Source organism: Agrococcus sp. SGAir0287 (genome assembly GCF_005484985.1).
Lineage (GTDB): Bacteria > Actinomycetota > Actinomycetes > Actinomycetales > Microbacteriaceae > Agrococcus.
This window is the reverse complement of sequence record NZ_CP027942.1, coordinates 1976323-1998446: the sequence shown is the minus strand read 5'-3', so window position 1 is coordinate 1998446 and position 22124 is coordinate 1976323. Positions and strand designations below refer to the sequence as shown.

The 22124-nt window shown below is 72.9% G+C and carries 24 protein-coding genes; 22 read left to right on the top strand and 2 right to left on the bottom strand.

Annotation, left to right across the window (positions count from 1 at the left end):
- Nucleotides 1-10: 10 nt before the first annotated feature.
- Nucleotides 11-484: a GNAT family N-acetyltransferase gene (locus tag C1N71_RS09525; protein ID WP_254677969.1), complete on the bottom strand. Its 474-nt coding sequence runs from the start codon at nucleotides 482-484 to the stop codon at nucleotides 11-13.
- A 55-nt stretch (nucleotides 485-539) separates the two neighbouring features.
- Here C1N71_RS09525 and dapB point away from each other — a divergent pair, with 55 nt between their 5' ends.
- From dapB to dapF, 21 genes are all read left to right on the top strand, one after another.
- Nucleotides 540-1235, top strand: a complete 696-nt coding sequence (gene dapB, locus C1N71_RS09520; protein ID WP_137756174.1) for a 4-hydroxy-tetrahydrodipicolinate reductase — start codon at nucleotides 540-542, stop codon at nucleotides 1233-1235.
- Nucleotides 1232-1663: a hypothetical protein gene (locus C1N71_RS09515; protein WP_137756173.1), complete on the top strand. Its 432-nt coding sequence runs from the start codon at nucleotides 1232-1234 to the stop codon at nucleotides 1661-1663. Before dapB ends, C1N71_RS09515 begins: the two co-directional genes overlap by 4 nt.
- 64 nt (nucleotides 1664-1727) lie before the next feature.
- Nucleotides 1728-2525: a thymidylate synthase gene (locus C1N71_RS09510; RefSeq protein WP_137756172.1), complete on the top strand. Its 798-nt coding sequence runs from the start codon at nucleotides 1728-1730 to the stop codon at nucleotides 2523-2525.
- An 11-nt stretch (nucleotides 2526-2536) separates the two neighbouring features.
- Nucleotides 2537-3094: a dihydrofolate reductase gene (locus tag C1N71_RS09505; RefSeq protein ID WP_137756171.1), complete on the top strand. Its 558-nt coding sequence runs from the start codon at nucleotides 2537-2539 to the stop codon at nucleotides 3092-3094.
- A gap of 10 nt (nucleotides 3095-3104) precedes the next feature.
- Nucleotides 3105-4076 carry a 4-hydroxy-tetrahydrodipicolinate synthase gene (dapA, locus tag C1N71_RS09500; RefSeq protein WP_137756170.1) on the top strand — a complete coding sequence of 324 codons (972 nt, stop codon included), beginning with the start codon at nucleotides 3105-3107 and terminating at the stop codon, nucleotides 4074-4076.
- A gap of 15 nt (nucleotides 4077-4091) precedes the next feature.
- Nucleotides 4092-5765 carry a ribonuclease J gene (locus tag C1N71_RS09495; RefSeq protein WP_137756169.1) on the top strand — a complete coding sequence of 558 codons (1674 nt, stop codon included), beginning with the start codon at nucleotides 4092-4094 and terminating at the stop codon, nucleotides 5763-5765.
- Between the two features lie 123 nt (nucleotides 5766-5888).
- A complete protein-coding gene (locus C1N71_RS09490) occupies nucleotides 5889-7076 on the top strand; it encodes a hypothetical protein (protein WP_175414172.1) in 1188 nt (395 codons plus the stop codon).
- Entirely contained in the window at nucleotides 7073-7804 is a 732-nt protein-coding gene (locus tag C1N71_RS09485; protein ID WP_137756168.1) for an ABC transporter ATP-binding protein, read from the top strand. The genes C1N71_RS09490 and C1N71_RS09485 overlap by 4 nt, the downstream gene beginning before the upstream one ends.
- Complete coding sequence (locus C1N71_RS09480) at nucleotides 7801-9006, top strand: ABC transporter permease (RefSeq protein WP_137756167.1); 1206 nt, start codon at nucleotides 7801-7803, stop codon at nucleotides 9004-9006. Before C1N71_RS09485 ends, C1N71_RS09480 begins: the two co-directional genes overlap by 4 nt.
- A gap of 96 nt (nucleotides 9007-9102) precedes the next feature.
- Complete coding sequence (locus C1N71_RS09475) at nucleotides 9103-11808, top strand: DNA translocase FtsK (protein WP_137756166.1); 2706 nt, start codon at nucleotides 9103-9105, stop codon at nucleotides 11806-11808.
- A gap of 50 nt (nucleotides 11809-11858) precedes the next feature.
- Entirely contained in the window at nucleotides 11859-12467 is a 609-nt protein-coding gene (gene pgsA / locus C1N71_RS09470; protein ID WP_137756165.1) for a CDP-diacylglycerol--glycerol-3-phosphate 3-phosphatidyltransferase, read from the top strand.
- A complete protein-coding gene (locus C1N71_RS09465; protein WP_137756164.1) occupies nucleotides 12464-12967 on the top strand; it encodes a CinA family protein in 504 nt (167 codons plus the stop codon). Before pgsA ends, C1N71_RS09465 begins: the two co-directional genes overlap by 4 nt.
- Before the next feature lie 105 nt (nucleotides 12968-13072).
- Nucleotides 13073-13402, top strand: coding sequence for a helix-turn-helix domain-containing protein (locus C1N71_RS09460; protein ID WP_137756163.1), 330 nt, complete (start codon nucleotides 13073-13075; stop codon nucleotides 13400-13402).
- Nucleotides 13403-13474: 72 nt separating this feature from the next.
- The gene (locus tag C1N71_RS09455; RefSeq protein ID WP_137756162.1) at nucleotides 13475-13696 is read left to right on the top strand and encodes a DUF3046 domain-containing protein; all 222 of its coding nucleotides are present in this window, start codon (nucleotides 13475-13477) and stop codon (nucleotides 13694-13696) included.
- 269 nt (nucleotides 13697-13965) lie between these two features.
- Entirely contained in the window at nucleotides 13966-15021 is a 1056-nt protein-coding gene (gene recA / locus C1N71_RS09450) for a recombinase RecA (RefSeq protein WP_137756161.1), read from the top strand.
- Between the two features lie 10 nt (nucleotides 15022-15031).
- Nucleotides 15032-15535 (top strand): regulatory protein RecX, encoded by a 504-nt coding sequence (locus tag C1N71_RS09445; RefSeq protein WP_137756160.1) that lies wholly within the window; start codon nucleotides 15032-15034, stop codon nucleotides 15533-15535.
- Between the two features lie 57 nt (nucleotides 15536-15592).
- Nucleotides 15593-16057: a hypothetical protein gene (locus tag C1N71_RS09440; RefSeq protein WP_137756159.1), complete on the top strand. Its 465-nt coding sequence runs from the start codon at nucleotides 15593-15595 to the stop codon at nucleotides 16055-16057.
- A 137-nt stretch (nucleotides 16058-16194) separates the two neighbouring features.
- Nucleotides 16195-16677 carry a hypothetical protein gene (locus C1N71_RS09435; RefSeq protein ID WP_137756158.1) on the top strand — a complete coding sequence of 161 codons (483 nt, stop codon included), beginning with the start codon at nucleotides 16195-16197 and terminating at the stop codon, nucleotides 16675-16677.
- Nucleotides 16678-16745: 68 nt separating this feature from the next.
- Nucleotides 16746-18206 (top strand): tRNA (N6-isopentenyl adenosine(37)-C2)-methylthiotransferase MiaB, encoded by a 1461-nt coding sequence (gene miaB / locus C1N71_RS09430; RefSeq protein WP_137756157.1) that lies wholly within the window; start codon nucleotides 16746-16748, stop codon nucleotides 18204-18206.
- Complete coding sequence (miaA, locus tag C1N71_RS09425) at nucleotides 18206-19099, top strand: tRNA (adenosine(37)-N6)-dimethylallyltransferase MiaA (RefSeq protein ID WP_137756156.1); 894 nt, start codon at nucleotides 18206-18208, stop codon at nucleotides 19097-19099. The genes miaB and miaA overlap by 1 nt, the downstream gene beginning before the upstream one ends.
- Before the next feature lie 13 nt (nucleotides 19100-19112).
- Nucleotides 19113-19961, top strand: a complete 849-nt coding sequence (dapF, locus tag C1N71_RS09420) for a diaminopimelate epimerase (protein WP_137756155.1) — start codon at nucleotides 19113-19115, stop codon at nucleotides 19959-19961.
- 13 nt (nucleotides 19962-19974) lie between these two features.
- Here the strand turns inward: dapF and C1N71_RS09415 are convergent, their stop codons facing one another.
- Entirely contained in the window at nucleotides 19975-20616 is a 642-nt protein-coding gene (locus C1N71_RS09415; RefSeq protein ID WP_137756154.1) for a class I SAM-dependent methyltransferase, read from the bottom strand.
- Here C1N71_RS09415 and hflX point away from each other — a divergent pair.
- Nucleotides 20601-22091, top strand: coding sequence for a GTPase HflX (gene hflX / locus C1N71_RS09410; RefSeq protein WP_137756153.1), 1491 nt, complete (start codon nucleotides 20601-20603; stop codon nucleotides 22089-22091). The genes C1N71_RS09415 and hflX overlap by 16 nt on opposite strands.
- Nucleotides 22092-22124 lie beyond the last annotated feature (33 nt).

Genomic DNA, 22124 nt, shown 5'->3' with positions numbered 1-22124 from the left:
CCCGTTCGCGTCAGCGCGCGACGCGCTTGCGGAACCAGGCGTTCGCGTTGGGGTTGTCGTTGAACGGGTCGACCCGCTCGAAGCCCGCTGCGAGGTAGAGGCCGCCAGCCGCGGCGAGCGAGTCGTTCGTGTCGAGCACGACGTCGGTCGCGCCGAGCGCGGTCGCCCGCTCCTCGAGGGCGGCGAGCAGCGCCTTGCCGACGCCGTGGCCCCGTGCCGCGGGCGAGGCGAAGAGGTGCTTGACCTCGAACCAGACGCCCTCGTCGGAGGGGATGCGGCGCACGCCGCCGACGCCGACGGGCGTGCCGTCGAGCCGCGCGACGAGCAGGGCGCCGTTCGGGGGCGTCAGCTGCTCGGCCGGCGCCGTCTTCGGCTGGTACGGCCGCGTGTCGTCGGCCCAGGTCGCGACCCGGTCGGCGACGTAGGCGTCGAGCAGCGTGCGGGCGTCGGGGTCGTCGGGGGAGGCGTCGTGGAGCGTGAGCACGTGGCCACGCTAGCGCCGCGCCGACGGGCCACCGTGCGCCGGTAGGCTCGGGACCATGCTGCGCGTGGGCGTCCTCGGTGCGAGCGGACGGCTCGGCGCCGCCGCCGTCGCCGCGATCGACTCGGCCGACGACCTCGAGGCCGTCGTGCTCGACCCGCGCGGCGAGCTCGACCTCGCAGGCGTCGACGTCGCGTTCGACGCCACGATCCTCGCCGCCTCCCAGCGGATCGTCGACGCGGCCGTCGCGCAGGGCGTGGCGATCGTCGTGGGGACGAGCGGCTGGGGCGCCGCGCGCGTCGACGCGCTCCGCGAGCGGGGTGCCACCGGCGTCCGCATCGTGCCGAACTTCTCGATCGGCTCCGTCGTCGGCACGCATCTCGCGACGATCGCAGCGAGGCACCTCGGCGCCGTCGAGATCGTCGAGACGCATCACGCGCGCAAGGTCGATGCGCCCAGCGGCACCGCCGTGCGCACCGCCGAGGCCATCGCCGCCGTCCGCGCCGTCGAGGCGCCGACGCCGCACGAGCCCGGCCGCGGCACGCTCGTCGCGGGCATCCCCGTGCATGCGCTGCGGCTGCCGGGCGTGAGCGCGCGGCAGGAGGTCGTGCTGGGCGGCACGGGGGAGACGCTCACGATCCGTCACGACACGCTCGGGCACGACGCCTACGCCGCCGGCATCCTGCTCGCGCTGCGCGCGACGCCGCCGGCCGGCGTCGTCGTGGGGCTCGACGACCTGCTCGGGCTCGCATGAGCAAGGCGGGCGCGTGGCTCATGGCGGCCGTGCTCGCGCTGTACGTCGTGCTCGCGGGGTCGTGGGCGGTCCGGCTGATGGCGAGCGGCGAGGTCGCGGGCATCGTGCTCGGCGCCGCGCTCGTGCTCTTCGCCGGGGTCGGCGCCTGGGCGCTCGTCGCCGAGCTCGTCTTCGGCGTGCGGCTCGACCGGCTCGTGCGCCGACTCGACGCCGCGGGCGGCATGCCGACGCCGCTGCCGAAGGCGCCGAGCGGCCGCGCCGACAAGGCGGCCGCCGACCGCGCCTTCCCGGTCGCGAAGGCCGACGTCGAGGCGCACCCCGAGTCGTGGGAGGCGTGGCTGCGGCTGTCGATGGCCTACGACGCCGCGCGCGACCGGAGGCGGGCACGGCGCGCCGCGCGCGAGGCCATCCGTCTCAGTCGCGCCTGACGCCATCCGTCCGCCGCGTCGATCCGCGCCGCGACGCCACCGCGGTGCCAGACTGGGAGCCACCATGAGCCAGCCCTACGAGACCCTCCTCGCCGATGTCCTCGCCCACGGCGTCGCGAAGGGCGACCGCACCGGCACCGGCACGCGCAGCGTGTTCGGCAGGCAGCTCCGCTACGACCTGTCCGAGGGCTTCCCGCTCGTGACGACCAAGCGCGTGCACTTCAAGTCGGTGGCGCTCGAGCTGCTGTGGTTCCTGCGCGGCGACTCGAACGTGCGCTGGCTGCAGGAGCGCGGCGTGACGATCTGGGACGAGTGGGCCGACGCCGAGGGCGACCTCGGACCCGTCTACGGCGTGCAGTGGCGCTCGTGGCCGACGCCGTCGGGGGAGTCGATCGACCAGCTCTCGCAGCTCGTCGAGCAGATCCGCTCGAACCCGGACTCGCGCAGGCTCATCGTGTCGGCGTGGAACCCCGCCGACATCCCCGACATGGCGCTCGCGCCATGCCACGCGTTCTTCCAGGTGTTCGTCGCGGACGGCCGGCTCTCGCTGCAGATCTACCAGCGCTCGGCCGACATGTTCCTCGGCGTGCCGTTCAACATCGCCTCCTACGCCCTGCTGACGCACATGCTCGCGCAGCAGACGGACCTCGAGGTCGGCGACCTCGTGTGGACGGGCGGCGACTGCCACATCTACGACAACCACGTCGAGCAGGTCGAGCGGCAGCTGTCGCGCGAGCCGTTCGCGCTGCCGACCCTGCGGCTCACGAGGAAGCCGGCGAGCATCCTCGACTACGAGTACGACGACTTCGAGGTCGTCGGCTACGAGCACCACCCGGGCATCAAGGCGCCCGTCGCCGTCTGAGCGATGCACGCATGACGCAGCGGATCGGGCTCATCTGGGCCGAGGCCCACGGCCACGTCATCGGCGCGGGTGGCGACATGCCGTGGCGGCTGCCTGAGGACATGCGGCGCTTCCGACGCATCACGCTCGGCTCGCCCGTCGTCATGGGGCGTCGCACGTGGGAGTCGTTCGGCACGCCGCCGAGGCCGCTGCCGGGCCGCACGAACGTCGTGATCTCGCGTGACCCCTCGTACGAGGCGCCGGGCGCGACGGTCGTGTCGACCCTCGAGACCGCCCTCGACGTCGCGCGCATCGTGGCGGAGGAGGACGAGGCCGAGACCATCTGGGTCATCGGTGGCGGCCAGGTCTACCGGCAGGCGCTCGCGATCGCCGACACGATCGAGGTCACCGAGATCGACGCCGAGCTCGACGGCGACACGACGGCGCCGGAGCTCAGCCCGGAGTGGGCGACGCTCGTGCTCGACCCCGCCGAGGGGTGGCACGAGTCGAAGGGCGGCCTGCGCTACCGCTTCCGCACGCTCACGCGCGTGGGCATCCAGCCGCATCCGGCGCCCTCCGACCCGCGATAGCCTGGGGGACGTGACCCACAACCCCTTCGGCCAGGTCCTGGTCGCCCTCGTGACGCCGCTGCAGGCGGACGGAGAGGTCGACTGGCCCGGCGTCGAGCGGCTCATCGACGACGTCGTGACGCACGGTGCCGATGGCATCGTCGTCTCCGGCACGACGGGCGAGACCTCGACGCTCACCGACCCGGAGAAGATCCGGCTCGTCGAGGTCGCGAAGGACGTCGCGGGCAGCCGGGCGAAGGTCATCCAGGGCGGCGGCTCGAACGAGACCGCGCATGCCATCGACCTGTACCGGCAGGCCGAGAAGGCCGGAGCCGACGGCGTCATGATCGTGACGCCGTACTACAACAAGCCGACGCAGGCGGGGCTGCTCACGCACTTCCGCATGATCGCCGATGCGACCGACCTGCCCGTCATCCTGTACGACATCCCCGGCCGCACGGGCGTGCCCATCCGGTACGAGACGATCGTGCGCGCCGCGAAGCACCCGAACATCCTCGCGGTGAAGGACGCCAAGGGCGACCTCGCCGAGGTGAGCCGCGTGCTGAACCAGACCGACCTGCTCTACTTCTCCGGCGACGACGCCATGGTGCTGCCGCACCTGGCGGTGGGTGCCGTGGGACTCATCGGCGTGACGGCGAACATCGCCCCGCGCCCCTACCGCACGATCGTCGACGCCGTGAACGCCGGGGACCTGCACGCAGCGCAGGCCCAGCACAAGGCGCTCGAGCCGCTCGTGCGAGCGACCATGACGCACGTGCCGGGCACGGTCGCGACCAAGTACATCCTGCACGCGCTGGGCCGCATCTCCAGCCCGCGCGTGCGCCTGCCGCTCGTCGGTCCCGAGGACTCCGAGGCAGCGCTCATCGAGGACGAGATCGCGCTCGTGCGCGACATCGACGGCCTTGACCTCTCCCGCTTCCGGCCCGACCGGAACGCAGCGGCCGGTGGAGCGCTCCCGAAGGTCCACGGCACGACGCGCTGACTCACGAGGAGGCCCATGACGGCCATCGCACAGCCGGCTCCGCTCGAGCCCGGCACCCTTCGCATCATCCCGCTCGGCGGCCTCGGCGAGGTCGGCCGCAACATGACGGTCTTCGAGATCGACGGCCGACTGCTCATCGTCGACTGCGGCGTGCTCTTCCCCGAGGAGCACCAGCCGGGCGTCGACCTGATCCTGCCCGACTTCGGTCCCATCCGCGATCGGCTCGACGACGTCGAGGCCGTCGTGCTCACGCACGGCCACGAGGACCACATCGGTGCCGTGCCGTACCTGCTGAAGCTCCGTCAGGACATCCCGCTCATCGGCTCGCAGCTCACGCTCGCGCTCGTCGAGGCGAAGCTCAAGGAGCACCGCATCAAGCCCTACACGCACACGGTGCGCGAGGGCGGCACCGAGCAGCTCGGTCCCTTCGGCCTCGAGTTCGTCGCGGTGAACCACTCGATCCCGGATGCGCTGGCCGTCGCGATCCGCACGAAGGCCGGCATGGCGCTCGTGACCGGCGACTTCAAGATGGACCAGCTGCCGCTCGACGACCGCATCACCGACCTGCGCGCCTTCGCGCGGCTCGGCGAGGAGGGCGTCGACGCGTTCCTCGTGGACTCGACGAACGCCGACGTCCCCGGCTTCACGGCACCCGAGCGCGGCATCGGCCCCGTGCTCGAGCAGGTCATCGCCGCCACGCAGGGCAAGGTCGTCGTCGCGTCGTTCTCGAGCCACGTGCACCGCGTGCAGCAGGTGCTCGACGCCGCCCACGCGCACGGTCGCCGCGTCGCCTTCATGGGCCGCTCGATGGTGCGGAACATGGGCATCGCCGCCGACCTCGGGTACCTCACGGTGCCGGAGGGCGTGCTCATCGACGCGAAGAAGGCGCACGACCTGCCCGAGTCGAAGATCGTGTTCATGTCGACCGGCTCGCAGGGCGAGCCGATGGCGGTGCTCTCGCGCATCGCGAACGGCGAGCACCAGATCTCGGTCGGGGAGCGCGACACCGTCATCCTCGCCTCGAGCCTCATCCCCGGCAACGAGAACGCCGTCTACCGCGTCATCAACGGCCTCATGAAGCTCGGCGCCAACGTCGTGCACAAGGGCAACGCCAAGGTGCACGTCTCGGGGCACGCCTCCGCCGGCGAGCTCCTGTACTGCTACAACATCCTCGGCCCGCGCAACGTCATCCCCGTGCACGGCGAGTTCCGCCACCTGCACGCCGCCGCGTCGCTCGCGCGCCAGACGGGCGTCGAGCACGACCGTGCGTTCGTGGGCGAGAACGGCACCGTGTGGGACCTCACGGACGGCGACGTGCGCGTCGCCGGCCAGATCGAGATCGGCTTCGTCTACGTCGACGGCTCGTCGGTCGGGCGCATCGACGACGCCGACCTCAAGGATCGCCGCATCCTCGCCGAGGAGGGCTTCATCTCGATCTTCCTCGCGATCGAGGCGCAGACCGGCAAGTGCGTCGTCGGGCCCGAGATCCACGCGCGAGGCTTCGCGGAGGACGACTCGATCTTCGACGAGATCCGCCCGAAGATCCTCAAGGCGCTCGAGGAGGCGGCAGCCCAGGGCGTGCGCGACACGCACCAGTTCTCGCAGACCGTGCGCCGCACGGTCGGTCGCTGGGTGGGCACGCGCATCCGCCGCCGCCCGATGATCGTGCCCGTCGTCATCGAGGCCTGACCCCTCGCGACATCGTGACCGAAGCGTGACCCCGTCTCATCCGCGCGGATGAGGCGGGGTCGCGTCGTCCGCCCATAGCCTCGCTGCGGGCCGCCGCACGAGCGAGCCCGGGACGAGGCGGGCATGAGCGCGGACGACGGTCGGATCGACGAGGCGGATGCGCCGACGAGCCCCGGAGAGGTGCCGCGGCACGCCGTCGACGACCGCCGCGCGGCCGCCGCCCAGCGCCGGCTCGAGGCGGCGGAGCGGAAGGCGGCGCGCCGCGCCGAGCGGCAGTCGCGCGGGCCGGGCGTGTGGCGCTCGGTCGTGTGGCCCGTCCTGCGGCTCGCGGTCTTCGCCGTCATCGCCGTCGCGCTCGTGAAGGTCGCCTTCTTCCCCGACGCCGCAGCGACGCAGGCGAGCGGCGACCTGCCGCCGACGGCGTCGATGGAGGAGCCGCTCGTCGCGGCCACCGTCGGCACCGTGCGCAACGACCTCGCCCTGACCGGCCAGGTGCTGCCCGACGACGCCGTCGCGGTGCGATCGACGCAGACGGGCACGATCTCCCGCATCCTCGCCACGAACGGGCAGGGCGTCTCCGCGGGCAGCGAGCTCTACGTCGTGCGCGTCGAGACGCCGGCGACGCAGCCGAACGAGGACGGGTCGCTGCCCGCGCCGACCGTCCGGCTCTTCACGATCGCGTCGCCCGCTGCGGGCGTGCTCACCGGCTTCGAGGTGCTGCTGAACCAGGAGGTGCAGGTCGGCACGGAGACCGGCTCCGTGCAGCCCGCGACCTTCCACGTCGACGCACCGCTCACGGCGCAGGAGCAGTACCGGCTCACGACGCAGCCGACCGAGGCGCAGGTGCAGATCCCCGGCGGGCCCGCGCCGTTCACGTGCACGGGCCTGCAGGTGCTGCAGCCGTCGACGGGCGCGTCGAGCGGTGCTCCAGGCGGCGACGGGGCGACGGGCGTCTCGACGGCGACCGCGCGCTGCCAGGTGCCCGCCGAGGTGCGCGTGTTCTCGGGCCTCGCGGCCGACGTGACGATCGGCGGCGGCGTCGCGGAGGGCGTGCTGACGCTCCCGACGACGGCGGTGCTCGGCAGCGCCGACACGGGTCGCGTCGTCCGCATGGGCGCCGACGGCACCCAGGAGGAGGTGCAGGTCGAGCTCGGCCTCACCGACGGTCAGACGATCGAGATCCGCGGCGGCCTCGCGGAGGGCGACCAGGTGCTGCAGTTCGTGCCGGGCGGCGAGCCGCTCGACGACCCCTGCGCCGACCCGACGTCCGCGTCGTACGACCCGTTGCTGTGCGGCGAGGTCGGCCCGTGACCCTGCTGTCGCTCGAGGCGGTGACGCGCCACGTCGCGCTGCCGGACGCGCCGCCGCTGCAGATCCTCCGCGGCATCGACCTCGTCGTCGACGTCGGCGATCGCGTCTCGATCGTCGGCCGCTCCGGCTCTGGCAAGTCGACGCTCCTCAACATCCTCGGCCTGCTCGACCAGCCCACGACCGGCAGGATGCGCTTCGACGACGAGCCCGTGCTGCTCATGTCCGCGAGGCGACGGGATCGGCTGCGGGCGCTCGCCGTCGGATTCGTGTTCCAGCAGTTCCACCTCATCGAGGGCCTCACGGCGCTCGAGAACGTGCAGATGCCCCTGCTGTACGGCTCGGGCGCGCACTTCTGGCGCAGGGACCGCCTCGCGCGCGAGATGCTCGAGCGGGTGTCGCTGGGCCATCGCGCGGACTCGCAGGTGACGACGCTCTCGGGCGGCGAGCAGCAGCGCGTCGCCATCGCGCGCGCCCTCGTGCGTTCGCCGCGGCTCATCCTCGCCGACGAGCCCACCGGCGCGCTCGACCTCGAGACGGGTGCGCAGATCATGGGCCTGCTCGAGGACGTCGCGCGCGACTCGCGGGCGGCGCTCGTGACGATCACGCACGACGTGAACGTGGCCGCGCGCGCCGAGCGCATGCACCGGCTCGAGGCGGGCGTGCTCGCGCCGGCCGAGCGGCTCGTGCACCCCGAGGGGGTCGCGCGCCCCGCGCAGGTGCCCGCATGAGGGTCGTCGCGGCGACGTTCGTCGAGGCGGTCGCGCAGCTCCGCATCCATCGCGTCCGCGTCATGCTCAGCCTCGTCGGCGTCGCCGTCGCGGTCGCGGCCCTCACGGCCTCCGTCGCCATGGGCGACATCGTGCGGCAGACGTCGATCGAGTCGATGGAGCAGTCCTCCGGCCGGCCCGCGACCTTCGGCTTCTCCGCGTACTCGATGGAGGGCGACGCGATCGACGGCGAGGCGCTCGTCGCCGAGGCCGAGGCGATCGCCGAGCGCTACGACATCCGCTACATGAGCCCCGTCATGTGGCTCGGCGGCTCCGTGCAGCTCGGCGACGTGCGCACCGACGCGCAGGTCATGGGCGTCGGCGTCGACTACCGGGCGATGCACCGCGTCGACGTCGTCGACGGTCGGTGGTTCGTCGACGAGGACGCCGAGCGGCTCGCACCGCCGGTCGTCGTGAACCGGTATGTCATGGACATGCTCGGCGCCGCCTCCGTCGCGCAGCATCCCACGCTCCCGATGCCCGACGGGTCGACGGCCGTCGTCGTCGGCGTCGTCGACGGGGGCATGTACGCCGGCTACCCGTACGTGTTCGCGCTGCCGGGGACGGCGGCGATGCTCTCGGGCGCCGACCCCGCCTTCATCCAGCCGACGATCGAGATGTGGGTGCCGGAGGAGTCGGCGGATGCCGTGCAGGCGATGGTGACGCGCGATCTGCGCGGCGCGTTCCCCGACGCGCAGATCGACGCGTACCGGCAGGACTACGCCGCGTACTTCGACGCGTCGACGGATCCGACCGCGCTCGTGCAGCAGGTGCTGCTGGGCATCTCGGGCGTCGTGCTGCTGCTCGGTGCGCTGAGCCTCGTGAACATCGCCGTCATCACCGTGCGGCATCGCGTCCGCGAGCTCGGCATCCGGCGCGCGTTCGGCGCGAGCCTGTCGCGCGTGTTCGTCGGCGTCATGCTCGAGTCCGTCGTCGGCACCGTCGTCGCCGGCGTCGTCGGCATCATGGTCGTCGTCCTCGCGTACCGGCTCCTGCTCGTCGAGCAGGTGCTCCCGCTCGGGCTGCCCGGCGACCTGCCCGCGTTCCCGGTCTGGGCGGCCATCGTGGGGCTCGTGGTCGCGACCGCGGTGGGTGCGCTCGCCGGCATCATCCCCGCGCTCGTCGCCGTGCGGTCGAAGGTGATCGACGCCATCCGGTTCTGACCGCGGCGCGACCGGTGCGCGTCCGTGACCGGCGCGTCGTGGCGCGGCGCGGTGCGCCTCCCGGGTGCGCGCGCCGGTGGCGGCTACCGTGACGGCATGGCCACCACGAAGCCGACGCGCACGCCTGCCTCCAAGCGCGCGACCTCGACGCGGTCGCGGTCGTCGACGCGCGCGCAGACGAAGGTCCTGCCCGCGAGCGAGGAGCGCCAGCATCCGCTCGTGCGCGCGTGGATGGGCCTCGCGCACCTCGCGGGTGGCGCGGCGCGAGTCTTCGGTCGCGAGTCGCTCGCGAAGGACGAGCGCCGTGACGGCGTGCCCTTCCTGCTCACGCTGCTCGCGATCGCGGGCGCGGTGGTCGAGTGGATCCTGCCGTCGAGCCCCGTGAGCCGCGTGCTGAGCGACGTGACGTTCGGCGGCCTCATGGGGCAGGTCGCGCTCGCGCTGCCCGTCGTGCTGGCGCTGCTCGCGCTGTGGATGTTCCGCCACCCGGCGTCGGTCGCCGACAACGGCCGCGTCGGCGTCGGGCTCGCGATGCTCGTCGTCTCCGTCGCCGCGCTGTGCCACGTGATGCTCGGCCGACCGGCCGCCTCCGACGGCCTGCCGGCGGTCGCGCAGGCGGGCGGCATCCTCGGCTGGGTGCTCGGCGCGCCGCTGTCAGCCCTCATCACGCCCGTCGGCGCCGGCATCGTGGCGGCGCTGCTCGTCGTCGTCGGCATCCTCGTCCTCACCGCGACGCCGCCGAACCGCATCGGCCGCCGCGTCGGCGACCTCTACCGCTACCTCTTCGGCATGGATCCGGAGACGGAGGAGGAGCGCGAGCGTCGCCGCGTCGAGCGGCAGGCCGCACGCGCCGAGCGCGACGGCGACCAGGAGGACGGCGGCGACGAGTCGCTGCCGTTCTGGCGCCGCAACGCCACGGGCCGCGAGGTCGATCCCGCCTACGACTCGCCGGTCATGATCGACCACGGCACGAGCGAGCTCGGCATCGACGACGGCACGGGCCCCGCGCCGATCGCCGCGTCCGACGACGCGACGAGCGTGCTCGAGCAGTGGGCCGACCAGGACGCGTACGAGACGGAGGTGCTCGGCCACCTCGAGCACGCCGAGGAGATCGTGCGCCGCATCACGGGGGAGGCGCCCGCGCTCGACCCCGAGCCGGTCGAGCCCGAGGGGCTGCAGCCGCTCGCGGGCCCGCCGGCCGACCGCCCGTACCGCCTGCCGAGCATCCAGTCGCTCTCGCAGGGCGAGCCTGGGAAGGCGCGCTCGCAGGCGAACGACGACATGGTGGCCGCCATCACGGGCGTGCTCGACAACTTCAAGGTCGACGCTCGGGTGACGGGCTTCTCGCGCGGCCCGACCGTCACGCGCTACGAGATCGAGGTCGGCCAGGGCGTCAAGGTCGAGCGGGTCACGGCGCTGTCGAACAACCTCGCGTACGCCGTCGCGTCGAACGAGGTGCGCATCCTGGCGCCCATCCCGGGCAAGTCGGCGATCGGCGTCGAGATCCCGAACCCCGACCGCGAGACCGTGAAGCTCGGCGACGTCCTGCGCTCCAAGCGCGCGCTGGCGTCGACGCATCCGATGACGATCGGCATCGGCAAGGACGTCGAGGGCGGCTTCGTCGTCGCGAACCTGGCGAAGATGCCCCACCTGCTCGTCGCGGGCTCCACGGGCTCGGGCAAGTCGTCCTTCGTGAACTCGATGATCACGTCGATCCTCATGCGCGCGAAGCCCTCCGAGGTGCGCATGGTGCTCGTCGACCCGAAGCGCGTCGAGCTCACCGCGTACCAGGGCGTGCCGCACCTCATCACGCCCATCATCACGAACCCGAAGAAGGCGGCCGAGGCGCTGCAGTGGGTCGTGAAGGAGATGGACATGCGGTACGACGACCTCGCGTCGTTCGGGTTCCGCCACATCGACGACTTCAACTCCGCCGTGCGCGAGGGATCGCTCGCGCTGCCGCCGGGCAGCGAGCGCGTGCTGAAGCCGTACCCGTACCTCCTCGTCGTCGTCGACGAGCTCGCCGACCTCATGATGGTCGCGCCGCGCGACGTCGAGGACTCGATCGTGCGCATCACGCAGCTCGCCCGCGCCGCGGGCATCCACCTCGTGCTCGCGACGCAGCGGCCCTCGGTCGACGTCGTCACGGGCCTCATCAAGGCCAACGTGCCCTCGCGGTTCGCGTTCGCGGTGTCGAGCGTCACCGACTCCCGCGTCATCCTCGACCAGCCGGGCGCCGACAAGCTCATCGGCCAGGGCGACGGCCTCTTCCTTCCCATGGGCGCCTCGAAGGCGATGCGCGTGCAGGGCGCGTGGGTCGACGAGGCCGAGATCGCGCGCGTCGTGCAGCACGTCACGGGCCAGGCGCAGCCGGAGTACCGCAAGGACGTCGAGGAGGTGGCGGCGAAGAAGGAGATCGACGCCGACATCGGCGACGACCTCGAGGACCTGTGCGCCGCCGCGGAGCTCGTCATCACGACCCAGTTCGGGTCGACGTCGATGCTGCAGCGCAAGCTGCGCGTCGGCTTCGCGAAGGCGGGCCGCCTCATGGACCTCATGGAGAGCCGCGACATCGTGGGGCCCTCGGAGGGGTCGAAGGCGCGCGACGTGCTCGTGCCGCCGGACGGCCTCGCTGCCGTGCTCGCATCCCTGCGCGGCGACGCGCCGCCCGCGGGAGCCGCTGCGCCCGCGCCGCAGCGCGACCTCGTCGCGGAGGCGGAGGAGGAGGCGAACCGCGGCCTCGAGGTCGTGGACGGCGACGCGGGCTCCGAGGACGCCTGGGGGCTCACGGGGCGCGACTGACGCGCCGCGCTCCGGCGCGGACGACGCGAGCGCGCGAGTAGCCTGAGGGCATGAGCATCCTGAGCCCGTGGCGCGGCCGCGTCTGGGCTCGCGGCGAGAGCCCGGCGTCGGTCGCGAGCGTGCCGAACCTCATCTCGGTCGTGCGCGTCGTGCTCACGCCCGTCTTCGTGTGGCTCGCGCTCCACGACGCCGGCGCGATGGGTGCCGAGCGCCTGGGCGCCGCCGTGCTCTTCGTCGTCCTCATCGCCACCGACTTCGTCGACGGCTGGATCGCGCGCAGCCGCAACCTCGTCACCGACCTCGGCAAGCTCTTCGACCCCATCGCCGACAAGGCGATCACGGGCGCGGCGTTCGTCGTAATCTCGATCCTGGGCGAGCTGCCGTGGTGGATCACGATCCTCGTGCTCGTGCGCGAGATCGGCATCACGGTGCACCGGCTCGCGATCGCGAAGGACGTCGTGATCCCCGCGACGTGGCCGGGGAAGGCGAAGACGTGGGCGCAGGCCGTCGCGCTCGCCGCGGCGCTGCTGCCGCTGTCGGCCTGGATCGGCGACGGCGCGGCCGTCGTCGTGCACGTCGTGACGATGACGGTCGCGGTGCTCCTCACGATCGTCTCGGGCCTCGAGTACGTCTGGCACGTGCGGCGCGCGCGCCGATGACCGCAGCGGACGTCGTGCGTGCGGCGCGCGCCGCCGGCGCGACGGTCGCCGTCGCGGAGTCGCTGACGGGCGGCGCGGTGGCGAGCGCCATCGTCGACGTGCCCGGCGCCTCCGCCGTGCTGCGCCTGGGCGTCGTCGCCTACGACACGGCGATGAAGGCCTCGGTGCTCGGCGTCGACGCCGCGCTGCTCGCCGAGCGCGGCGCGGTCGACGGCGACGTCGCGGCCCAGATGGCCAGCGGCGCGCGGCTGCTTGCCGACGTCGACGGCCCGGCCACGATCGGCGTCGCGACGACGGGCGTCGCAGGGCCCGAGCCGCAGGACGGGCATCCCGTGGGCGAGGTGCACGTCGGCCTCGCGACGGCCGCGGGCGCCCGCTCGATCCGGCTCCGGCTCGCAGGGGACAGGGCCGCGATCCGAGCGGCCGCCGTGGCCGCGGCCCTCGACGCGCTGCTCGAGGCGCTCGGCACGATCGGGGCGCCACCCACAGCGCATCCATAGGCGCGCGGGGGTCCGCGGCGGAATAGCACCTGCCAGGCTGACGTTGTCAAGTCTCGGTGGGCGCAGCGCTAGGCTGGGGGCCCGCCGAGGGTGAAGGGGGATCCCATGGTGTTGCTGAGACAGGAGCTGGGCGACGTCCTGCGCGACGTCCGTCTGCAGCAGGGGCGCACGCTGCGCCAGGTCGCGTCGCGCGCGTCCGTCGCGCTCGGCTACCTCTCGGAGGTGGAGCGCGGCCAGAAGGAGGCGTCGAGCGAGATCCTCGCCGCCGTCGCCGACGCGCTCGAGGTACCGCTGTCGAGCATCCTGCGAGAGGTGGGGGACCGTCTCGCCGTGCTCGAGGGCATCGACGTGCCCGCGCTCGACCCCGCGCTGCAGCGCATCCCGGACGCGGTGCCCGACGAGCTCGTGCGCGAGCTGTCGTCGTACGCCGGCTGACGGGGACGATCAGGATCAGACCATCGAGGAGGGGCCGCGGATGCGGCCCCTCCTCGCATATCGTGGAGGACCATGCGCGGAAGCGAGCTCCAGCGGGCCGTCGACGAGGAGTTCGGCCGGCTCGGCGCCGTGCTGCTCGCGGACCAGGTGCTGCCCGGCCTCGACGGCCGCACGGGCGAGCAGGCGCTCGCCGACGGCGTCGCGCCGCGCACGGTGTGGCTCGCGCTCTGCGAGGCGCAGGACGTGCCCGAGGCACGTCGGCACGGCGCCGGTCGCCGCGCGCCGCAGCGCTGAGCGCGCCCTCGCCGCCGCGTCGACGACGCATCCTGCGTCGCGCGCGACACGCCGCGGCGACGTTCGAAGATTCGTTCGAACGCGGCGTACGCTGATCCCGCAGCGCTCCACAGCCCGGCGCACTGCACAGGAGGGGTCCGCCGCCGACGCGTGTCGGCGGTCCCGCCTAGCGTGAGCCGGGTCAAGGAACGCCGCCGGTCACACGGTGGCTGCGCCCGGCCGAGCATCGGCTGCCTGTGGGCGAGCGGACACGACAGAGAGGGCGAAGGATGCCTACGCAAGCAGATCGCGAGAAGTCGCTGGAGGCGGCGCTCGCGCAGATCGACAAGCAGTTCGGCAAGGGCACGGTCATGCGCCTCGGCAGCGACGAGCGCGCACCCGTCGAGGTCATCCAGACGGGATCCATCGCGCTCGACGTCGCGCTCGGCATCGGCGGCCTCCCGCGCGGCCGCATCATCGAGATCTACGGCCCGGAGTCGTCGGGCAAGACCACGCTCACGCTCCACGCGATCGCCAACGCGCAGCGCAACGGTGGCATCGCGGCCTTCATCGACGCCGAGCACGCGCTCGACCCCGAGTACGCCAAGAAGCTCGGCGTCGACATCGACGCGCTGCTCGTGTCGCAGCCCGACACGGGCGAGCAGGCGCTCGAGATCGCCGACATGCTCGTGCGCTCGGGATCGATCGACCTCGTGGTCGTCGACTCCGTCGCGGCGCTCGTGCCGCGCGCCGAGATCGAGGGCGAGATGGGCGACAGCCACGTCGGCCTCCAGGCGCGCCTCATGTCGCAGGCGCTGCGCAAGCTCACCGGTGGGCTCAACCAGACGCAGACGACGATGATCTTCATCAACCAGCTGCGCGAGAAGATCGGCGTCTTCTTCGGCAGCCCCGAGACGACGGCCGGTGGCAAGGCGCTGAAGTTCTACGCCTCGGTGCGCCTCGACATCCGTCGCATCGAGACCCTGAAGGACGGCACGGACGCCGTCGGCAACCGCACGCGCGTCAAGGTCGTGAAGAACAAGATGGCGCCGCCCTTCAAGCAGGCGGAGTTCGACATCCTCTACGGCGTCGGCATCTCGCGCGAGGGCAGCCTCATCGACTTCGGCGTCGAGCACGGCATCGTCAAGAAGTCGGGCGCCTGGTACACCTACGACGGCGACCAGCTCGGCCAGGGCAAGGAGAAGGCGCGCGAGTTCCTGCGCACGAACGCCGACGTCGCCGCCGAGATCGAGTCGAAGATCCTGACGAAGCTGGGCGTCGGCAAGGCCGCCGCGGCACCCGTCGAGTCGCTCGACGAGCGCCGCGCGGAGCGCCTGGGCGCGTAGGGGCCCCGGCATGAGGGTCGTCGACCTCGCCGAGGTGCGCGCCGAGAAGGCGCGCGCCTCGGCGGAGGCGCTCGACGTCGCCCGGCGCGCCCTCGGTCGTCGAGCCCTGAGCCGTGCCGAGGTGGCGGCTCGCCTCGACGAGCACGGCGTCGAGCCGGAGGATCGTGACGCCGCGCTCGACCGGCTCGAGCACGAGGGGGCCATCGACGACGCGGGGCTCGCGGAGTCGATCGCCGAGCGCGTGCGGAGCCGCCGCAAGGCCGGTGCACGCGTCGTCGAGCAGGAGCTGGCGCGGCGCGGCATCGCCCAGGAGCATCGCGTCGCACCCCCATCCGACGACGACGAGCTCGAGCGCGCCGTCGCCCTCGCGCAGCAGCGCCTGCGTCGCGGTCCTGTCGACGAGCAGGCCGAACGGCGCGTCGCCGGCATGCTCGTGAGACGCGGCTTCTCGTCCGGCGTCAGCCGTCGTGCGATCGAGGCTGCCCGTGTGCATCTCGCTGACGATGAGCGCTGAGGCGACGTCCAGCGAACGTTCATGATCGTCGCCCGTCACGAGGTCTATGGTGGCGGCATGAAGACCACGCGCATCCTTGCGCTGCCTGCGATCGCCGCGGCAGCAGTGCTCACGATGACCGGCTGCTTCCAGCTGCCCGGTGCACCCACCACCCCCAACCCCACGACGCCCGCCGAGACCGGCGGCACGAGCGGTGGCGGCGGCGGCACGGAGTCGGCGGGCGACCTCGCCGGCACGAGCTGGACCGGCAGCACCGAGGTGCAGCCCGACGTCGCGTTCACGCTGAACGCCGACGGCACGGTCGACTTCTCGTCGTGGGGCGGCGACTCCTTCGACTCGCCCGCCGACGTCTGGTCCGGCGACGCGGCCTCCGTCACGATCACGGTCACGCAGATCGTCGACCAGTCGAGCGGCGAGTCCATCGACATCACCTACTCGGGTCCCGCCGAGAACGGGTCGATGAACCTCCAGGGCGAGGGCACCGACGGCAACTCGTACACCCTCACGGCGACGCAGAGCTGACGCCGACGAACGCCACGACGCCGCCGATCCTCAGGGTCGGCGGCGTCGTGGCGTTCGGGGGACGCATGCTGCCACGGTCCAGGCGACGTTCACAAGGCATTCAGGAGAGCGGGTGGGGTCGGGCGTACGCTCGAGGCATGAACCTCTCCCGCATCGCAGGTGCCGCAGCACTCGGCGCGGCCGCGATCCTCACGCTCGCCGGCTGCATCCAGCTCCCGTCGCCCCAGGCTCCCACCACCACGACCCCGACGACGACGGAGCCCGGCACGACGACGCCGACGACCTCCGAGCCGGTCGAGACGCCGTCGAACGCGCTGGTCGACACGCAGTGGTCCGGCACGGCAACGGGTCCCGAGAGCTCCATCGACGTCACGTTCACCTTCCAGGAGGACGGCACGCTCTACATCACCGCGTGGAGCGGCCAGGACGACACCCCCTACGACGACCCGACCGACACGTGGTCGCTGGACGGCGACACGCTCGAGCTCACGCTGTCGAACATCCAGGAGATCCAGCGCATCGATCTCACGGGCACGTACACCGGCTCCTCGCCCATCCAGATGACGGGTACGGACGGCGTCGGCGGCACGGGCTACACGATGACGCTCACGCAGGGCTGACGCGAGCGCACGCGGACGACGAGGGGGACGGCAGCGATGCCGTCCCCCTCGCACGTACCCTGGAGGACATGACCAGGACGTTCGAGGTTCGCACCTTCGGCTGCCAGATGAACGTGCACGACTCGGAGCGCCTGCGCGGCTCGCTGCTCGAGGCCGGCTACGCCGAGGCGACGGACGACGAGCCCGACCTCATCGTCATCAACACGTGCGCGGTGCGCGAGAACGCCGACTCACGGCTCTACGGCACGCTGGGGCAGCTCGCGAGGACGAAGCGCGAGCGCGACGGCTTCCAGATCGCCGTCGGCGGCTGCCTCGCGCAGAAGGACCGCGGCGTCATCGTCGAGCGCGCCCCGTGGGTGGACGTCGTGTTCGGCACCCACAACCTCGGCGCGCTGCCGACGCTCCTCGAGCGCGCGCGGCACAACGACGCCGCGCAGGTCGAGATCCTCGAGTCGCTCGAGACGTTCCCCTCGACGCTGCCGACGAAGCGCGAGTCGACCTACTCGGGCTGGGTGTCGATCTCGGTCGGCTGCAACAACACCTGCACGTTCTGCATCGTGCCGGCGCTGCGCGGCAAGGAGCGCGACCGCAGGCCCGGCGAGATCCTCGCCGAGCTCGAGGCGCTCGCCGCCGAGGGCGTCGTCGAGGTGACGCTGCTGGGGCAGAACGTGAACTCCTACGGCGTCGAGTTCGGCGACCGGCTCGCATTCGGCAGGCTCCTGCGCGCGGCGGGCGAGATCGACGGCATCGAGCGCATCCGCTTCACGAGCCCGCACCCGGCCGCGTTCACCGACGACGTCATCGACGCGATGGCCGAGACCGAGGCAGTCATGCCCCAGCTGCACATGCCGCTGCAGTCCGGCTCCGACCGCATCCTCAAGGCCATGCGCCGGTCGTACCGCTCCGCGCGCTTCCTCGGCATCCTCGACCGCGTGCGGGCGCGCATCCCGGACGCGGCGATCACGACCGACATCATCGTCGGCTTCCCGGGCGAGACCGACGAGGACTTCGAGGACACGCTGCGCGTCGTCGAGCAGTCGCGCTTCGCCTCCGCCTTCACGTTCCAGTACTCGATCCGGCCGGGCACGCCTGCCGCGACGATGCCGGACCAGGTGCCGAAGGCCGTCGTGCAGGAGCGCTTCGAGCGCCTCGTCGCGCTGCAGGACCGCATCTCCTACGAGGAGAACCAGCGGCAGGTCGGGCGCACGGTCGACGTGCTCGTGTCGGCGGGCGAGGGCAAGAAGGACGCCGAGACCCATCGCATCTCCGGTCGCGCCCCCGACCACCGGCTCGTGCACCTCGCGCCCGGGGCGCACGACCTGCGGCCCGGTGACGTCGCCACCGTCGAGATCACGCGCGCCGCACCCTTCCACCTCGAGGCCGACGCCGGCCCGATCGCCGTGCGCCGGACGCGCGCCGGCGACGCCTGGGATCTCGCGCAGGCCGACTCGTGCGGCGTCCCCGTGCGCCCCGGCACGCCGCGCGAGGCGGTGCCGGTGCGCCTCGGCATGCCGTCGCTGCGCGTCTGATGCTCGCGATCGTCGGCGCGACGGGCACCGGCAAGTCGCAGCTCGCCCTCGACGTCGCCGACGCGCTCGCGCAGCGCGGCCGTACGGCGGAGGTCGTGAACGCCGACGCCATGCAGCTCTACCGGGGCATGGACGTCGGGACGGCGAAGCTCCCCTTCGGCGAGCGCCGCGGAGTGCCGCATCACCTCATGGACGAGCTCCGCGTCACCGACGAGGCGAGCGTCGCGTGGTACCAGCCGCGCGCTCGAGCGGCGGTCTCCGCGATCGAGGCGCGCGGCGCCGTCCCGATCCTCGTCGGCGGCAGCGGGCTCTACGCCTCGAGCGTGCTCGGTCCGCTCGACTTCCCCGGGACGGACGAGGTGCTGCGGCAGGCGCTCGAGGCGGACCTCGAGCGCGACGGCACGGCCGCGATGCATGCGCGCCTCGCCGCGGTGGACGCTCGGGCGGCCGCGGCGATCGGGCCGCACAACGGGCGTCGGCTCGTGCGTGCGCTCGAGGTCGTGACGTCGACGGGGGAGCCGTTCCCCGTCGGCCTGCCCGACGTGACGCCCGGCACGACCATCGTGCACGTGCGACGCGAGCGCGCGGCGCTCGTCGCCGCCCTCGACGCGCGCGTCGAGCGGATGTGGGCGCAGGGCATGCTCGACGAGGTGCGCGCGCTCGTCGACGAGGGTCTCGAGCGCGGCACGACGGCGCAGGCGGCCATCGGCTACCGGCAGGCTCTCGACCAGCTGCACGGCCGCATCGACGAGGCCGAGGCGATCGCACGGACGCAGCACCTCACCCGGCGCTACGCGCGCAGGCAGGTGTCGTGGTTCCAGCGGTATCCCGCGCTCGACGTCGAGGGCCCCGTCGGAGCCGACCGCATCGCCGAGTCGCTGGCGACGACGTAGGTAGGCTCGAGCGATGGTCGCATTCGCGAAGGGTCAGGGCACGGGCAACGACTTCGTGCTGATCGTCGACCCCGACGGCGAGCTCGCGCCCACCGCCGAGCAGGTGGCCGCGCTGTGCGATCGCCGCTTCGGCGTCGGCGCCGACGGGCTCATCCTCGCGACGCGCACGGCGGCGATGCCCGAGGCCGAGCGCGCCCTCGGCGGCGGCGCCGAGTGGTTCATGGACTACCGCAACGCCGATGGCAGCGTCGCGGAGATGTGCGGCAACGGCATCCGCGTCTTCGCTCGGCTGCTCGAGCAGGAGGGTCTCGCCGACGTGCGCGAGCTCGTCGTGGGCACGCGCGCGGGCATCAAGCACGTGCGCGCCGTCGACGACGGCTTCTCCGCCGACCTCGGCGTCGTGCGCCTGGAGGACGGCGAGCCGCTCGTGCGCGTGGACGGCCTCCCGGTCGCGCGGCCGGGGCAGCGCGTCGACGTCGGCAACCCGCACGTCGTCGTCGCCATCGCCGACGACGCGGAGCTCGCAGCGCTCGACCTCCACGCCGCTCCCGAGGTCGAGCCGGCGACGCCCGGCGGCGTCAACGTCGAGCTCGTCGTGCCGCAGGGCATCGCCGACGACGAGGGGCGCATCCGCATGCGGGTCCACGAGCGCGGCTCCGGCGAGACGCTCTCGTGCGGCACCGGCGCCGTGGCGGCGGCGTTCGCGACGCGGCATTGGGCGGGCGGCGCGCCGGATCGCTGGCGCGTCGAGGTGCCCGGCGGCGTCGTGCGCGTCGACGTCGAGCAGCGGCCCGACGGCGAGCACGCCTGGCTCACCGGCCCTGCGGCGATCGTCTTCCGCGGCGCGACCGACCTGGTCTGACGCAGCGCGCCGATCAGCCCTCGGTGCGCTCGATGCGCAGGATGCGGAAGGTCTTCTTCGACGTCCAGCGCTCGGCGGCGAGGCCCTCCTGCTCGTCGAGCCAGCGCAGCAACGAGTCGGATCCCAGGTGCTTCTGCACCACGAGCCACGCCTCGGCGCCGACCTCGAGCCGGGGCAGCCACGTCAGCAGCAGCTCGTGGAGCTGCTGCTTGCCAATGCGGATCGGGGGATTCGACCAGATCCCCTGGAAGCGAACATCGGGCACGTCGGCAGGCAGCGCGGGAGCGACGTTTGCTACGCTGACACGCTCGGCATTGCGCCGGACGAGGTCGACCGCCCTCGGATTCACATCCACCGCCCACACCCGCGCCTCAGGGGCGCGAAGCGCGAGCGAGAGGGCGATCGGCCCCCAGCCGGCGCCGAGGTCGAGCAGGTCGCCCGACTGCGGCGGCTGCGGGGTCTCGTCGAGCAGCACGGCCGTGCCGACGTCGAGGCCGTCGCCCGAGAACACCCCGGGCGCCGTGAGCAGGGAGTGCTCGCGCCCCGCGAGGGTCGCGCGCACCTCGCGCGTGGGGGCGTCGCCGGAGGCGGCGGAGAAGTAGTGGTCGGTCACCCAGCCGACCGTAGTGGAGGAAGAGCATGGCGGAGGGCACATCGCGCGTCGACCGGATCCTCGAGTGGGCGGATCCCGGCGATGAGCGCCTGCTCGACCGCGCTGCGCAGGCGCTCGGCGCGGACGCGGCCGACGGCGACTTCGACGGCGACCAGCTCGAGCGCGCGGACCGCGCCGCGCTGCGCCGCGTCTCGGGCCTGCGCACGGAGCTCGAGGACGTCACCGAGGTCGAGTACCGGCAGCTGCGCCTCGAGAACGTGGTGCTCGTGGGCGTGCACGCCGGCGGCGTCGACGATGCCGAGAACTCGATGCGGGAGCTCGCAGCGCTCGCCGAGACCGCCGGCGCGGTCGTGCTCGACGGCGTGCTGCAGCGTCGTCCGACGCCGGACCCCGCGACCTACGTGGGGCGCGGCAAGGCGCAGGAGCTCGCCGAGCTCGTCCGCGAGACCGGCGCCGACACCGTCATCGCCGACACGGAGCTCGCGCCGAGCCAGCGCCGCGCGCTCGAGGACGTCGTGAAGGTGAAGGTCATCGACCGCACCGCCGTCATCCTCGACATCTTCAGCCAACACGCGAAGAGCCGCGAGGGCAAGGCGCAGGTCGAGCTCGCGCAGCTCGAGTACCTCCTGCCGCGCCTGCGCGGCTGGGGCGAGTCGATGTCGCGCCAGGCCGGTGGTCAGGTCGGCGGGCAGGGCGCCGGCATGGGCTCGCGCGGACCCGGCGAGACGAAGATCGAGCTCGATCGCCGTCGCATCCGCAACCGCATGGCGCGGCTGCGCACCCAGATCAAGGGCTTCGCTCCCGCTCGTCAGGCGAAGCGCGCGAACCGCGACCGCTTCGAGGTGCCGTCGGTCGCGATCGCCGGCTACACGAACGCGGGCAAGTCGAGCCTCCTCAACCGGCTCACGAACGCGGGCGTCCTCGTCGAGAACGCGCTGTTCGCGACGCTCGACGCGACGGTGCGCCGCACCGAGACGCCCGACGGACGCCTCTACACGCTCGCCGACACCGTCGGCTTCGTGCGCAACCTGCCGCACCAGCTGGTCGAGGCGTTCCGCTCGACGCTCGAGGAGGTCGCCGACGCCGACGTCATCGTGCACGTCGTGGACGCGAGCCATCCGGACCCTGCCGCGCAGCTCGCCACGGTGCGCGACGTCATCGGCGAGACGGGCGCGCGCGACATCCCGGAGGTCGTCGCCTTCAACAAGGCCGACCTCGTGGGCGACGACGAGCTCCTGGTGCTGCGCGGGCTCGTGCCGTCGGCGATCTTCGTGTCCGCTCGCACGGGCAGGGGCATCGACGAGCTGCGCGAGCGGATCGCCGAGCTGCTGCCGCGGCCCACGATCGCGATGTCGCTCCTCGTGCCGTTCGACCGCGGCGAGGTCGTCTCGCGCCTTCACGAGCGCGCCACGATCGAGCGCGAGACCTACGAGGAGACGGGCACGCGGCTCGACGTCCTCGTGACCGAGGACGCCGTCGACGGCCTCGAGGAGTTCCGCGTCCTGCCGGCGCGCTGACGAGACGCGAGGAGGCCGGTCGGGATCGATCCC

Excerpts from the sequence above, each read along its gene's own strand:
- dapB (WP_137756174.1), top strand. The coding sequence starts at position 540 with ATGCTGCGCGTGGGCGTCCTCGGTGCGAGCGGACGGCTCGGCGCCGCC.
- C1N71_RS09515 (WP_137756173.1), top strand. The coding sequence starts at position 1,232 with ATGAGCAAGGCGGGCGCGTGGCTCATGGCGGCCGTGCTCGCGCTGTAC.
- C1N71_RS09510 (WP_137756172.1), top strand. The coding sequence starts at position 1,728 with ATGAGCCAGCCCTACGAGACCCTCCTCGCCGATGTCCTCGCCCACGGC.
- C1N71_RS09505 (WP_137756171.1), top strand. The coding sequence starts at position 2,537 with ATGACGCAGCGGATCGGGCTCATCTGGGCCGAGGCCCACGGCCACGTC.
- C1N71_RS09495 (WP_137756169.1), top strand. The coding sequence starts at position 4,092 with ATGACGGCCATCGCACAGCCGGCTCCGCTCGAGCCCGGCACCCTTCGC.
- C1N71_RS09490 (WP_175414172.1), top strand. The coding sequence starts at position 5,889 with ATGAGCGCGGACGACGGTCGGATCGACGAGGCGGATGCGCCGACGAGC.
- C1N71_RS09480 (WP_137756167.1), top strand. The coding sequence starts at position 7,801 with ATGAGGGTCGTCGCGGCGACGTTCGTCGAGGCGGTCGCGCAGCTCCGC.
- C1N71_RS09475 (WP_137756166.1), top strand. The coding sequence starts at position 9,103 with ATGGCCACCACGAAGCCGACGCGCACGCCTGCCTCCAAGCGCGCGACC.
- pgsA (WP_137756165.1), top strand. The coding sequence starts at position 11,859 with ATGAGCATCCTGAGCCCGTGGCGCGGCCGCGTCTGGGCTCGCGGCGAG.
- C1N71_RS09465 (WP_137756164.1), top strand. The coding sequence starts at position 12,464 with ATGACCGCAGCGGACGTCGTGCGTGCGGCGCGCGCCGCCGGCGCGACG.
- C1N71_RS09460 (WP_137756163.1), top strand. The coding sequence starts at position 13,073 with ATGGTGTTGCTGAGACAGGAGCTGGGCGACGTCCTGCGCGACGTCCGT.
- C1N71_RS09455 (WP_137756162.1), top strand. The coding sequence starts at position 13,475 with ATGCGCGGAAGCGAGCTCCAGCGGGCCGTCGACGAGGAGTTCGGCCGG.
- recA (WP_137756161.1), top strand. The coding sequence starts at position 13,966 with ATGCCTACGCAAGCAGATCGCGAGAAGTCGCTGGAGGCGGCGCTCGCG.
- C1N71_RS09445 (WP_137756160.1), top strand. The coding sequence starts at position 15,032 with ATGAGGGTCGTCGACCTCGCCGAGGTGCGCGCCGAGAAGGCGCGCGCC.
- C1N71_RS09440 (WP_137756159.1), top strand. The coding sequence starts at position 15,593 with ATGAAGACCACGCGCATCCTTGCGCTGCCTGCGATCGCCGCGGCAGCA.
- C1N71_RS09435 (WP_137756158.1), top strand. The coding sequence starts at position 16,195 with ATGAACCTCTCCCGCATCGCAGGTGCCGCAGCACTCGGCGCGGCCGCG.
- miaB (WP_137756157.1), top strand. The coding sequence starts at position 16,746 with ATGACCAGGACGTTCGAGGTTCGCACCTTCGGCTGCCAGATGAACGTG.
- miaA (WP_137756156.1), top strand. The coding sequence starts at position 18,206 with ATGCTCGCGATCGTCGGCGCGACGGGCACCGGCAAGTCGCAGCTCGCC.
- dapF (WP_137756155.1), top strand. The coding sequence starts at position 19,113 with ATGGTCGCATTCGCGAAGGGTCAGGGCACGGGCAACGACTTCGTGCTG.
- hflX (WP_137756153.1), top strand. The coding sequence starts at position 20,601 with ATGGCGGAGGGCACATCGCGCGTCGACCGGATCCTCGAGTGGGCGGAT.
- C1N71_RS09415 (WP_137756154.1), bottom strand. The coding sequence starts at position 20,616 with ATGTGCCCTCCGCCATGCTCTTCCTCCACTACGGTCGGCTGGGTGACC.